The organism is Leclercia sp. G3L (assembly GCF_021117075.1).
GTDB classification, from domain to species: Bacteria; Pseudomonadota; Gammaproteobacteria; order Enterobacterales; family Enterobacteriaceae; genus Enterobacter; species Enterobacter adecarboxylatus_C.
Genome location: NZ_CP088265.1, coordinates 3,442,759 through 3,455,885, shown reverse-complemented (window position 1 = coordinate 3,455,885; position 13,127 = coordinate 3,442,759). Strand labels below are relative to the sequence as shown.

13 protein-coding genes and 2 pseudogenes are annotated in these 13,127 nt (G+C 55.4%); 1 reads left to right on the top strand and 14 read right to left on the bottom strand.

Annotated elements, in window-relative coordinates; all coding sequences use genetic code 11:
- Window positions 1-79: 79 nt before the first annotated feature.
- From LRS40_RS17985 to LRS40_RS17920, 14 genes and pseudogenes are all read right to left on the bottom strand, one after another.
- Window positions 80-721 (bottom strand): annotated as a pseudogene (locus LRS40_RS17985) (SDR family NAD(P)-dependent oxidoreductase); the annotation flags it as partial.
- Between the two features lie 113 nt (window positions 722-834).
- Window positions 835-1,347: an isoprenylcysteine carboxylmethyltransferase family protein gene (locus LRS40_RS17980; RefSeq protein ID WP_231312245.1), complete on the bottom strand. Its 513-nt coding sequence runs from the start codon at window positions 1,345-1,347 to the stop codon at window positions 835-837.
- Entirely contained in the window at window positions 1,344-1,643 is a 300-nt protein-coding gene (locus LRS40_RS17975) for a hypothetical protein (protein WP_156263896.1), read from the bottom strand. Before LRS40_RS17975 ends, LRS40_RS17980 begins: the two co-directional genes overlap by 4 nt.
- Window positions 1,644-1,660: 17 nt before the next feature.
- Window positions 1,661-2,047 (bottom strand): annotated as a pseudogene (locus LRS40_RS17970) (RidA family protein).
- A 71-nt stretch (window positions 2,048-2,118) separates the two neighbouring features.
- Window positions 2,119-3,039 (bottom strand): LysR family transcriptional regulator, encoded by a 921-nt coding sequence (locus LRS40_RS17965; protein WP_231312244.1) that lies wholly within the window; start codon window positions 3,037-3,039, stop codon window positions 2,119-2,121.
- A 51-nt stretch (window positions 3,040-3,090) separates the two neighbouring features.
- Window positions 3,091-4,296: a cystathionine beta-lyase gene (metC, locus tag LRS40_RS17960; protein ID WP_231312243.1), complete on the bottom strand. Its 1,206-nt coding sequence runs from the start codon at window positions 4,294-4,296 to the stop codon at window positions 3,091-3,093.
- A 79-nt stretch (window positions 4,297-4,375) separates the two neighbouring features.
- Window positions 4,376-5,560 (bottom strand): PLP-dependent aminotransferase family protein, encoded by a 1,185-nt coding sequence (locus LRS40_RS17955; protein ID WP_156263900.1) that lies wholly within the window; start codon window positions 5,558-5,560, stop codon window positions 4,376-4,378.
- 194 nt (window positions 5,561-5,754) lie between these two features.
- Window positions 5,755-7,035 (bottom strand): amino acid permease, encoded by a 1,281-nt coding sequence (locus tag LRS40_RS17950; RefSeq protein WP_231312242.1) that lies wholly within the window; start codon window positions 7,033-7,035, stop codon window positions 5,755-5,757.
- Window positions 7,036-7,407: 372 nt separating this feature from the next.
- Window positions 7,408-8,346 (bottom strand): LysR family transcriptional regulator, encoded by a 939-nt coding sequence (locus LRS40_RS17945; protein WP_142489637.1) that lies wholly within the window; start codon window positions 8,344-8,346, stop codon window positions 7,408-7,410.
- Between the two features lie 192 nt (window positions 8,347-8,538).
- Window positions 8,539-9,564 (bottom strand): alcohol dehydrogenase, encoded by a 1,026-nt coding sequence (locus LRS40_RS17940; protein ID WP_231312241.1) that lies wholly within the window; start codon window positions 9,562-9,564, stop codon window positions 8,539-8,541.
- A 3-nt stretch (window positions 9,565-9,567) separates the two neighbouring features.
- Complete coding sequence (locus LRS40_RS17935; protein WP_231312240.1) at window positions 9,568-10,638, bottom strand: FAD-dependent oxidoreductase; 1,071 nt, start codon at window positions 10,636-10,638, stop codon at window positions 9,568-9,570.
- Window positions 10,635-11,309: a cupin domain-containing protein gene (locus LRS40_RS17930; RefSeq protein WP_231312239.1), complete on the bottom strand. Its 675-nt coding sequence runs from the start codon at window positions 11,307-11,309 to the stop codon at window positions 10,635-10,637. Before LRS40_RS17930 ends, LRS40_RS17935 begins: the two co-directional genes overlap by 4 nt.
- A 55-nt stretch (window positions 11,310-11,364) precedes the next feature.
- Window positions 11,365-11,706, bottom strand: coding sequence for a carboxymuconolactone decarboxylase family protein (locus tag LRS40_RS17925; protein WP_142489641.1), 342 nt, complete (start codon window positions 11,704-11,706; stop codon window positions 11,365-11,367).
- Window positions 11,707-11,732: 26 nt separating this feature from the next.
- Window positions 11,733-12,014: a hypothetical protein gene (locus LRS40_RS17920; RefSeq protein WP_142489642.1), complete on the bottom strand. Its 282-nt coding sequence runs from the start codon at window positions 12,012-12,014 to the stop codon at window positions 11,733-11,735.
- A gap of 178 nt (window positions 12,015-12,192) precedes the next feature.
- Here LRS40_RS17920 and gcvA point away from each other — a divergent pair, with 178 nt between their 5' ends.
- Window positions 12,193-13,119, top strand: coding sequence for a transcriptional regulator GcvA (gcvA, locus tag LRS40_RS17915; protein WP_231312238.1), 927 nt, complete (start codon window positions 12,193-12,195; stop codon window positions 13,117-13,119).
- The last annotated feature ends 8 nt before the right edge of the window (window positions 13,120-13,127 follow it).

Sequence of the window (13,127 nt, the reverse complement as noted above, 5' to 3'; positions counted from 1 at the left end):
TAATGCGCGATCTCAACTGGATTAATCAGATTAAAATTTCACGAACGCCGCACGTGGTGCCTCCCGTGCGGCGACATCATCAGGCATTACGACCTGCCATCACCCCACCATCGATACCCCAGATGGCGCCGGTGACCCAGCCCGCTTTGTCCGAGAGCAGGAAGGCAACGGTTTCCGCGATATCTTCAGGTGTACCGACCCGGCCAATCGGATGGAAGCTGTCGAAGCTGTTCATCACCTCTTTTACCTCGTCTTTAGGAATAAAGCCTTCGTAGATTGGCGTATGCACCACCGACGGAGAGACGGCATTCACGCGGATACCTTTCCCGCCAAGCTCGATGGCCAGATTTTTGGTTAACGCGTGCAGGCCCGCTTTCGCCATAGAATAGGCGGAAGATGGCGTCGCTCCGACGGCCTGCTGGGCCCACATGGAGCCGATGTTGACGATGGCGCCCTTGATCCCTGCGTCTACCATATTGCGCACCACATCGCGAGTAATAAAGAAGGTCGCGCGGTTGAGGCTCATATAGAGATCGTAGTCAGCCGTTTCATGTTCGGTGAAGGGTTTCGGGAAGAAGACCCCGGCCGCATTCACCAGCAGGCTGATGTCCTTATGTTCGGCGTTAATCACCCCGGTGACGTGCTTCATGCCCGCTTCGGTCATCAGATCGGCGACGATCAGCGACACCTGCCCGTCAGCCGCCAGCGCCTGATTTGCTTTTTATCGTGTGGCAACAGAATGCCAGCACGCATCAGGGTTGGCGAATCATAAGAAATTGCGGGATTTGAAAGAAAATCTATCTTGAATGCCGTTAACGATCGCAGCGACGCCGCTTATCTGGAGCGCCCAAACCGCAGGCGCCATGTCAGCCAGCGGGGCGTCTGCTCGCGGTAGCGTTTCCACTGCTCTCCAAACCGACGGGCTATCTCTTCCTCTTCAGGCTGAATATGCAGGAGGGTTATCAGCACCATCAGCAGCGGCGAAATCAATAAGCCCAACGTGCTGCCCGACAGCATGGCAACGCTGAGCTGGATCCCCACAAAGCCGAGATAAACCGGGTTACGTGAAAACGCATAGCAGCCGTCGGTGATCAAGGTGGTTGTGCGGGCCGGATGCAGCGCATTGATCGTCGTGTGGTTGCAAACCAGCCTCAGCAGGCCCGAGATGACCAGATACAGGCTGAGCCCACCCGTGACCAGCGCAGTAGCGGATAGCACCGGCCTGTCCATGAGCCGGTGCAAGTCGAGCATATTCGGCCCGCTCGTCCCCAGGTCGAACAGCAAAAACAGCACCAGCAAAAGCGGCGGTGGCAACAGCATTCTGATCCGGGCGCGAAAAGGTTTCATACCGCCTTCTTACTTACCTCGTTTAATAGTGCATCCAGCTTAACGAAAACAGGTTCGATGATCGCTAACATATTTGCCGTTATGCCCCGGCTTTTCAGCTGCGATTTTAACCATATTATTTCGGCTTGCAGAGAATAATCAAAAACGGCTTCTGAAGCGGCTTTATTTAACCAACAATAGATAAACGCATTCTCATCCACCTTATTCGCAAGCCCACGTTCTTGCCGATATATTTTTACTGCGACAAGGAGGCAGTAGTAGAAATGGTGTGTCATGTTGATACGTTGAATATCCACCCTGCCTCCTGTCTGCGTTATTTTTTAATCCAGGCGATTGCTTCGATTTCTACCAGCGCATCTTTCGGCAGTTTACCTGCCTGAATGCAGGAGCGGGCCGGTGCGCCGGTAGCGCCGAAAAACTCGCTGTAGATCGCATTGAACGCGGCGAAGTCCTCCATTCTGGCGAGAAAACAGGTGGTTTTCAGCACGCTATCCAGCGACGCGCCTGACTTTTCCAGAACCGCTTTCAGGTTCAACAGCGACTGGCGAGTCTGCTATTGTACCCCGCCCTCGGGAAAGGCCATGGTGACAGGATCCAGCGGCAGCTGGCCGGACGTAAATACCAGATCGCCGTAAGCGACGCCCTGGGAATAAGGCCCAATAGCGGCCGGAGCCGACTCGGTGTTAATAATATTTTTCATCTTTTACCTTTTGAAAAATAGTTTCCCGGAGGGTTTAATGTAATACCCCCCTGATAATTGACGATCCTCGATTACGTAATCTGAATTTCCGGCAGCATACGCATACAGCGCTGCTTGATAAAATGAATAAAGTCCTGCACGTAATCTTTATCCCTGTTATCCGTCAGCGATGCGAGCCATATTTCCGACATCAGTTTGTCTCTGGTAATCGATTTTCCCGTAACGTACTTTTTATCCAGATATTCCGACACCGCCCAGACAGGTAACGCGGCGATCCCTCGCTGGCTGGCAACCTGCTGTACAATCGCCATGGTGAGTTCGGTTGTTTTTCGCCGTACCGGAATACCGGCAGGTTTAAGTACCTTCCGACACAGATCGATACGATCCTCGGGCACCGCATAGGTGATTAACGCTTCGCCGCGGAAATCCTCCGCCTCCAGCCACGGCTTCTGCGCTAAGGGATGGTCGTTGGATAAAATTGCCACCATTTCATATTTGAACAGCGGGCTGTAGCTCACCAGCGCCGTCTGCTCTGTTTCATCCACGATGGCCACATCCGCTCTGTTTTGCAGCAACAGCCCAACCGGATCCGGCTGGAAGCCGGGCAGAATATCGATCTCAACCTCGGCCCACTTTTTGCGAAACTCATCCATCACCGGCAACAGCCAGCCATAGCAGGTGTGACACTCCAGCGTGACCCGCAGCGCCCCCTGCTTACCGCAGGCAAACTTGTAGAGGTCGCGGTCGGCATTTTCGATAGCACCCAGCACGGTTTCGGCCAGCTGTAGCAAACGCTCGCCGGCATGGGTGAACTGCACCGGCGTGGTTTTGCGGATGAACAGCGTGACGCCATAGTGATCTTCCAGCTGCTTGATCTGGTGCGATAACGCCGACTGCGTCAGCTGTAACGCGACCGCAGCGCGCGTTAAATTGCCTGTTTTACGCAACGTAAGAATGGTGTGTAAGTGCTTAAGGTCAATCGGGATATCCATTACGCAATCCGTAAATCAGAACAGGTATTCATCACGCGAGTATAACAAGGATCAGGCCTTCAGGTGACGTAAGGCTTGATCCAGATCCTTCACTAAATCCACCGGGTCTTCCAGGCCAATCTGCAGACGGAAGGCTTCTCCTTCATACGGCCAGTGATACTCCGGCCGATCCTTGCGCGGGTTAAACGGTATCGCCAGGCTTTCGAAGCCGCCCCAGGAGAAACCAATGCCGAAATACTCCAGGCTATCGATGAACTTTTCGACCGACGCTTTTGAATAATGTGGTTTCAGCACCACGCTAAACAGACCGCTCGACCCGGTGAAGTCTCGCTTCCAGATATCATGTCCCGGACAGGAAGGCAGCGCCGGGTGCAGCACCTGTTCCACCTCGTCACGCTCGGCAAACCATTTTGCGATCTTCAGCGCGGAAGCCTGATGCCGCTCGAGTCGCAGGGACATGGTGCGCAGCCCGCGCTGGGCGAGGTAAACGTCGTCGGGGGCGGCATGCAGACCAAAAAGATAGACGAAGCGACGGATAGCCAGCCAGGTCTCTTTGTTGGTCACGATCAGCCCCATCTGGGCGTCAGAGTGGCCGACGATATACTTGGTGGCGGCATGGACCGAGACATCCACTCCGTGGTCGAATGGTTTGAAAAACAGCGGCGTCGCCCAGGTGTTATCGACAATCACCTTCGCATTGCGCGCATGCGCCACTCGCGTAATGGCCGGAATATTCTGCATATCGAAGGTTTGCGATCCCGGCGATTCGGTAAATACCACGCTGGTGTTGTCGCGGAACAGCTCGGCAATCCCCTCGCCAAGGGTCGGCTCGAAGAAGGTTGCCGCCACTCCCATCTTCGCCAGCACGTTGTTGACGAAGCCGCGCGTCGGGCCATACACGCTGCTGCTGACCAGAATATGATCGCCGCTTTTTACCAGCGCCAGCAGCGCGCTGGTGCAGGCCGCCAGGCCGGTCGGCACTAATAACGCGCGATAGCCGCCCTCCAGCTCCGCCAGGGCTTTCTGCACGGCAAAGGTGATCGGGGTTCCAAAACGGCCGTAGTACATGACCTCATCTTCCGCATCTTCGAACAGCGCCTGATGGCGTTCGCTGAGCTCTTTGCAGGTTTTAAAAATCACGGTAGAAGCATGATAAACCGGCGGATTAACCACGCCGCCGAACACGTCGGGATCAAACGGACCATGGCAGAGATAGGTTTCCGGGGATACCTGGCGATCAAAACTATGATTAGACATTCTTACTCTTCCTCTTTTCACAACACGTACAGATTTGTTATTACCCTTGTCCCCGTCCCGAAGTGGATAACGGGGACAGTTAATTCAGGGCGGCTTTTAACCGCCTGACCGCTTCTTTCAGGTTCTCTTCCGTGGTGCTGACGTAGGACATCCGCAGCGTGGCGTGGTCCGGCTCATCGCAGTAAAAGAATTCGCCGGGCACGTACACCACGCCGTGGTTCAGCGTCTTTTGCAGCCACCGGGTGGTATCCATCTCGTACTTAAATTTCGCCCACAGAAACATGCCGCCCTTCGGCGGGTGGAAGGTCAGATGGTCACCCAGTTCGTTTTGCAGGTGCTGGCTCAGGACCTGACACTTCTGTTTATAGGCCGCGCGGATCAGGGCGATCTGTCCGGCCAGACGGCCACTCATCAGATAGTGGTACGCGAGCGACTGTGACAGCGAACTGGTGTGGAGATCGGTGGCCTGCTTCAGGTTCACCACCTGGCGCTTCAGCCAGCCAGGCACCACCAACCATCCCACGCGTGCGCCCGGGGCGAGGATCTTGGAGAACGTTGAGGTATAAATCACGTTATCGCTATTCCCCACTTCCGCCGCCCAGGCTTTCAGCGGGGTGAAGGTGGTCCCGGTGAAGTTAATTTCGCCATAGGGATCGTCTTCAATGATGACGAAACCATACCGCTGGGACAGCGCCACCAGCTGCTTGCGGCGGTGCTCTGCCAGGGTTACACCCCCGGGATTTCCGAAGGTCGGGACGATATAGACGGCCTTTACCGACGTGGTTTTCACCAGCGCGTCGAGCTCGTCAATCTTCATCCCGTCCCCGTCGGTTCCCACCGACATCAGGTTTGCCTCCGCCAGCTGCAGCACCTGCAGTGCCGCAAGATAGGTGGGCCGCTCCACGACCACAACGTCGCCGGGATTGATCAGGGCGCGGGCAAGAATATCCAGCGATTGCTGCGATCCCGAGGTCACCACCACCTCATCCGGAGTGGCGTGAATTGCCCGCTCGTGCATCAGCTGGCAGATCGCACCGCGCAGTTCCGGGCTGCCCTCGCTCAGCCCATACTGAAAAGCGTCTCGCCAGGCGCTGGAGAGCACCTTATCCATGGCCAGTTGCAGCCCTTCACGGTCAAACAGCTGCGGATCGGGGATACCGCCGCCCAGGGAGATCACCCCGTCCATTTTGCTGTGTTTTAATAATTCTCTAATTGCAGATGACTGAAGATTTTGTAATTTACTGGCGATTTTATTATGCGACATCTTCCGTTCCCCTTTTTCATTACGTCTCTTTTTTAATATCACAGGTAAACGTTTTTGATAATGACTTTCCACTTACGCCATTTAATTATCGGGTCATCATGAATGAGATTAATGATGACCCGCAATATAATTAATAATGCCGCACTGTATTATTATAGGGTTAAGACAACATTGTAGTTACAGAGGTAAAATATCTATTGTGAAAACAGCATAACGAAGGGTCCGATACACATCAGCAGCCCAATCAGAATCACGTAATAAACCGATGCCCCGCGAAGATCAACAAACTTGTCATTCTTCAATATAATTATCCCGGGGACGATACAGCTAATAAGGCCGTAGGTAACGCCGCCAAACACGAACACCTTCAGGATCGGGAAGTTGGTCAACACGATTAACCACAGCACCAGCACCACCATGAAGAATGCGGCAATGGCGATCCCGTTGGCGTTATCCTTCCGCACCCGGAAGAACTTCTCTACGGTGACTTTGATTAACCCGACGAAGGATTCATGTACCGCCAGGTACAGCGCCAGGAAGGCGGTGACGATGGAGAACACATTGAGGATCACGCTCATGTATTTCACCGCCGCTCCGGGGATGACTTTCGCCGCCAGCGCCAGCGCCGAGATGTTATCCTGATAGGCCCGCAGCGCGTCCGCCTCGCTGATAGAGAGCACAATGGAGACCACAAACAGCAGGACGGTGGCGACCAGAATCAGATAGGCGACTTTATGCACCCGCAGGATCTTATATTTCGCGACCTCTTTATCTTCTTCGCGCTTCTTGTAGGCAATATTCATCGGGTTCAGGATGCCCACAAACATGATGGAGAAGATTGCAAAAGGCAAAGTCGGGAAGGTGCCGACAACCAGATGACTCACCGTTGGAAACTCGCCAATATTGCTCAGATCCCAGAAAGGCACCACCACAAAGCCAATCGCCACGATAATCACCAGCTTTATGGCGATCATGCTGCCCGATACCTTGAACAGCAGCTTTTCCCCTTTTGATGCCACCAGCGACAGCCCGGCAATCAGCAGCAAAGACCACCACCAGTGTTCCGATAACGTCTGGGTCGTAAGGCCGAAGGTTTTCAGGTAGGAAGCGCTGTCGTTGGTGATGGCTAGCGCATACTCCACCATCGATTTCAGCATGGTGATGGAGTACAAGGCCCCCAGCAGTACGCCCCAACGGCTGCCGACATAGCTGGTGATAATACTCAGATAGGAATCTTGTTCATCACTACGTGCCATGGTTTCGATAAACAGTTTCTGCATGTAGTAGACCGCCGGATAGCCCAGCAGCACCGCCAGGGCGAATACCCACACCCCTTTGAGTCCCACCTGTAACGGGAAAAAAACAATCCCGGAGCCAATCGCGGCGCCAATACAGAGTACCACCCACCCAAGATCGTACAGGGTAAAGGGTATATTCTTTTTATTAATCACTTCGTTATTAATTCCTACTGTCATAGGAGACCCCAATCTGCAAAAAATAATAAAACCGGCGGGCGCTGTTCAAAATATGCACCCTGCAACTCAGTTTTATATTTACCTGAAACACTAATAACGTTGCCGCCGCTATTTTCAATGACTATAACCCTGCGGTTATTAATGATTGAATGCGGAAAGCTTTACACAGCCCAGAATAGATGGCGAATGAAAATTAGAGAAAACAGTTTCTACTTTTGCTCACAAACAGGGCAGATGGAAATAACATGACGCAAGCCGCAAATGGCAGTTTTTTATTTATCCCGAATGTGATCCGGGCGAGAGATTTTATTTATGAGTACATTCTTATCTGTCATTTATTTTGTGAAGCAGATCATATTTATTTACCGGGCCTTAATCGAGGCTGGCAATCGTTTTTTCCCACAGGTTCCAGGGCTGATGTTCTTCTACCAAATAATCGATGAACGATCTGACTTTCGGGTTGCGGAACTTGCTCGGGAAGTAGAGCGCGTAGAGGCTGTGCGTCGGATACGCATAGCGGCCATCCAGCTTCAGGGGAAGCAGCGCTCCGCTCGCAATGTGCTCGCTGATCAGGTAGGAGGGCAGCCAGGCGATACCCTGTCCTGAGAGCGCCGCCTTCAGCAACAGCAAGCTGCTGTTGGCCTGTACCGGTGTTCTGGGTTTGATGTCGCAGTGGGGATGCTGTAACCCCCTCTCGTTCAGGCGTAACGGGGGCGTTAGCCCGGGATAGACTAAACACTCATGGCTGACCAGCTCAGCACGTTTTGTCGGGGTGCCGTTACGCTCAAGGTACGCAGGTGCCGCGCAGTAAAGCCAGCTGATTCGGGAGAGCTTGCGCGCGGCATAGTTCTGCGGCGGGGTAGCTGTGATCCTCAGCGCGATATCAACGTTGTTTTCGTTCAGGTTGATCAGATGATCGTCCAGGTCGAGGATCAACTCCACGTCATGATGCTTTCTTCGATACTCTTCAAAGATGTCGATCAAGTGGGAATAACCAAACGCCACGGAGCAGGTGATCTTCAGGGCGCCATGCGGATGGTTAAAATAGCCGCAGGTGGTGTTGATGATGTCGTCAAACTCCTTCAGCAGTTCCGTGGCCCTGGAAACGAAATATTCTCCGGCTTCGGTTAGCTGGAAGGTGCGCGTGGTTCGCTGGATCAGCGGCACCCCAAGATTCTCTTCCATCACCGCCAGCCCCTTGCTGACGGCTGAAGGGGAAATATTAAGCAGGCGCGCGGCTTCCGAGAGCCCCTGCCCTTCGCTGATTTTCACCAGCATTTCAATCTGTTTGATCGTCAATGGAATGGTCATGGCTCTTTTCGGTCGGCGTACCGCGTGGCGTCAGGGAACAGGGTTATTTGCGGCAGTATGCGGGGGAAACTGCACGTGCGACAAAGCAGATAAACTTTGTGGATGATGAAGGTTTTCTTTCAATAAAAAGGCCTGCGCAACATATTGCCCAGGCCTTGTTTGTGAGGCGTATTTTAACCGTCTCCCGCCCGATCAGGCGCGATCCATCGTCAGCACCATGCGGAATTTGGCCTGTCCGCTGCGCATCTTTTCCCAGGCCTCCTGTGCCTGGGCAAGGGGCCGGGTTTCTATTCTGGCGCGCACATCCGCCAGCAGGCTGAAATCCAGCGCCTTTTCCAGCTCAATGGGCGTGCCGGTAATAGCGCCGTTGACCGACAGCTCCCTGCCGACCAGCAAACCCGGCATTAACGCCAGCGGCTCCTTACCCACGCCAACCACCATCAGCCTGCCCTGGGGCGCCAGCGCCGGTAATAACGCCGAGACGGCCTGGCTATCGGTAATGGTCGACAAAATCACCTGCGCCCCGCCGAGGGATTTGATCGCCGCGGCGGCATCGTGGCGGTGGATATCAATATAGTGGTGCGCTCCCAGGGCCATGACATCATCCGCGATGTCGTCCCCCCGGCCAACGGCGACGAAGCGAAAGCCCATCTTGCGGGCGTATTGCAACGCAAGATGGCCTAAGCCGCCCACACCCTGAATCACTACGGTATCCCCGGCCCGGGCGTGGGATTTTCTCAGGGCATTGAAGGTCGCAATACCGGCACAGAGGAGCGGCGCGGCCTCCACAGAGGTAAGATCATCCGGAATAGTGACCAGCCCCGTTGCACGCGCCAGCATATACTCGGCATAGCCTCCGTCACGCGAGCTGCCCGTCACGGGCTGATTCTGACAGAGGTTAAAATGCCCCAGTCGGCACTGCTCGCAGACATGACAGTGCCCGCCCAGGCGTCCCACCCCGACGCGCTGGCCCGGTTTCAGGTACGCGGGCAGAGCATCAGAGACCCTGACAATGGTGCCAACCACCTCATGCCCCGGCACGCGCGGATAGTCCACGCCCTTTTCCAGCCCCTCAATCACGCCCGAATCCGCGCCGCAAATTCCGCAGGCTTCCACTTTGATGAGCACCTCTCCCGGGCCGGGTGTCGGCAGGGGTTTCTCCACCCTTTCCAGTTGTCCCGGCCGGGTGACCTGCATGGCTGTGTAGGTGTTAGTCATGTTTTAACTCCGATTCAGGATGCGTTTAACGCCTTCTTCGGCAGCCTCTATGGCTCCCGCGATATAGCCCGGAAAATCATGCGACCACTCGCTGGCGATGCCCGTGACGACGCGGCTCCACCGTCCTTCTGTCGGCCAGGCCGGAGGGACGGCGTGACCCGCCGGTAAGGTCAGATCGCGCGACGTCGCGGTAAACGGATCTCCAGCCCAGTCTTTCAGATATTCAGCCCGCGGAAAGGCGGCTTCCGCACCAAACAGGCGCACCAGCTGCGCTTTACACAGCTTTTGTAACTGCTCCTCGCCCAGCGCCTGACGAGCGGCGAACGGCACGCCGATGAAGCCAAACAAGGCAAACATCTCATCAGGCTCAGAGACATCATGTATCTCAACCATGGGGCCAGCGCTGCTGCGGGCCTCACCGGATAAGCCATTGTTCTTCCAGAAGCCATGGTCATAGAGCGCCACATATTTTGCATGTGGCGCCATCCAGGTCCCGGTGTTGCGCCAGGCCTGCAGCAGCGGCGACGGTAATGCAGGTAAAAAGGCGATCGCCGAGGCCAGCATTGGCGGCAGGGCTAACAACAGACGATCGCCCTGCACTGACACGTACTGCTTATCCGCGGCCAAACAGGTCACCGCGATCTGCTCGTCACGCTGTTCCGCCTGCGTGACCTGTATGCCGGTCATGATCCGCGCAGGCTCAATCTGCTGCTTCAGGGCAGCGATAAGACGAGACATCCCGCCGCGCGCCCGCGCCGCCGCCGGGGAAGAGACAAATCCGGGATGGCGCGACGGCGTATTGCCCCCGCGTTCGAAGAGCATATCGCCTGTCTCCTGGTGGACAAAAATGTCGATGCCCAGCCTGGCGAGTAGCTGATTAAGCGCCGGCTGGATCCCCGGCCAAATCCAGGTAGCCCCCAAATCTGCCTGCGAACCCGGGGCCTGCACAATCCGCCCTCCGACGCGTTCCCGCCCTTCGAGAAGCAGGTAATCCACTCCGGCTTGCTCCAGCAGGTATGCCGCGTATAGCCCACTTAATCCCGCCCCTACAATTACCACCCGGGTCTTGATCATGATTGGGGTTCCTGTGCGGGCGCGAGATGGCCGGTTTTGAGGTAGACGAGGGTGTTTTCTTTCTCAGCAATAAACGCCATGCGCTGACCCGATGGGATGCGGATCCAGCTTCCCTGTTCATGAATGCTGTTGGCTTCAATCAGGCTGCCTTCAACGATCAGCAGCTCCGCACCGCCCGGCAGAGTGGATTCAACTAACAGCGACCCGGCCCGCAGCCGTAACAGACAGACGTTCTCCTGCGCATTACTGAACAGGGGACACACCTGATGTTCATCGCGCGTTAACCAGTTTGCCGGGTCGCAGGTATTGACGCGCAGCGGCAGTTTCTCGCTCTCCGCCATTTGCCCGAGCTTAACAAACAGTAATGTCCCTCCGGAGCTATGAGGCTGATGGGCAGATCCGGGTGGGTTGCGCAGATACCAACCGACGGGATAATGCTGCCCGCCTTCGGAAAATTGCCCGGCCAGCACCAGAATCTCTTCGCCGCCCGGATGACAATGGGAGGGAAAGGCGCTATCGGGAAGATAGCGAACCAGACTGGTTGCACGTGCCTGCTCCGCCCCAATGCGATCCAGCATCACACGATCAACCCCGGGCTGCGGCGAAGGGATCCAACGGTACCGATCGCGGGTGACGGTGACGCGCCGGGTAAAATCGTGATTAATTAACATGTGGCGTTCCTGCAAGAGGGAAAAGCGACTTCAGGAAGAAGCCGCCGTACTGAGGTTATTTTGGCAACGAATCGAAAGCATCGAGCGCACGGGAGGAGTAAACCAGCGCCGCGCCGGTGTTCAGCGTGATCGCCACACCTAAGGCTTCTGCAATCTCTTCACGCGTCGCACCGTGCTTTGCCGCGGCTTCAGCATGCACCGACAGGCAGCCATCACAGCGGGTCGTGACGGCGACAGCCAGCGCAATCAGCTCATGCGTTTTGGCATCCAGATGCCCGGTCGCTGCCGCGCCGTTTTGCATCTTATCGATACCCTGCATCACGTCGGGTTGCAGACCTGCAAATTTCCCGATAGCGGCACGCAGCTCTTTACGCATTTCAGTCCAGTTCAAAAACACACACATCCCCTTTTAGAAGTGAGTCATCAGGCCAGGGTGTAGATACGTACATCCGGCGCACTGTTGAGATAAGGTTTCAATGCTTCAACGACATCCGCGGTGAACAGCTGAGAGCCGAGATAGGCTTCGGCCTGTTTTGCCGTGTCGAAACCATGCAGCACCTGTACATCTTCCGCGCGCACCAGCAGCTCTTTAGAAACCGCACCCTCAATGGTTTCCAGGAAAGGCGCTTTATACTTCTGATACACCGCGGCGGCGGCGGCACGGTTCTGTTCGCTGATATCAAGGGTGATTTGCAAATAAGCCATTGTTAACTCCTTTACTCTGTTAGTAGAACAAAGAAAAACTTTTCACTTGAAAGCATCGACAGGTTTAAGGACTTAAACGATTTGTTTTGTAAGCCTTACCGTTTCTGCATTATCGTTAGCATCGCTCTCATGAACAAATGAGATAATCTTGGCTTTCTGAAAAGGTTTTCTATCTGATATGAAGTTGCCGGTTCACCTCAATGCACTGCGGGCTTTTGAAGCCAGCGCGCGCCATCAAAGCTTTTCCCTGGCTGCGGAAGAGCTCAATGTCACTCCTGCCGCGGTCGGTCAGCTTGTGCGTTCCCTGGAAGAGGTGGTGGGCTATCCGCTCTTTCATCGCAGCCACAACCGACGCGCCGCGCTGGTGCTGACGGAGCCCGCGCAGCGTGCGCTCCCGGATATTCGTATGGGATTTCAGAGCCTGAACCTGGGGATGACCCTGCTGCGCGAAGGTGCCACCCATGGCATTCTCAATGTCACCATCAGCCCGGCCTTTGCCGCCAAGTGGCTATTGCCGCGTATTGAAGATTTTCAGCAGCGCTGGCCCGATATCGACGTGCGTCTGGAAACCAGCCTGAAGCTGCTGGATTTCACCGCGCTGGGGATGGATGTCGGTATTCGCTACGGACTGGGGCAGTGGGAGGGATTACAGGCAGAACTGTTGATGTCGGAAGAGGTTTTTCCGGTGTGTGCCCCCGCCATGATGGCGGACAACCCGGCCGTAAACTGCCTGACGGGCATCACGGGGCAGACGCTGATTCACGACCTGTCGATGGAACAGCACAACGATTTTATTACCTGGGATCTGTGGTTGCGCCGCTTCAACGTGCAGGCCATGGCCCGTAAGCCCGGCCTGCGTATCAATAGCTCAGCCGCCGTATTACAGGCGGCCGTGGAAGGTCATGGTGTGGCGCTGGCGCGCAGCATTATGGTGGATGAGGATCTGAAAAGCGGCAGGCTTATCCGCCTGTGCCCCGAGGTGTCGCTTACCAGCCCGCTGGCCTATTACCTGGTCTATCGCCCGGGCTGCGACAGCCTGCCGAAGATCGCCCACTTCCGGGAGTGGATGATTGAGCAGGCCAGGCTGTTTAACGCTGCGCAATAAGGTGCAGA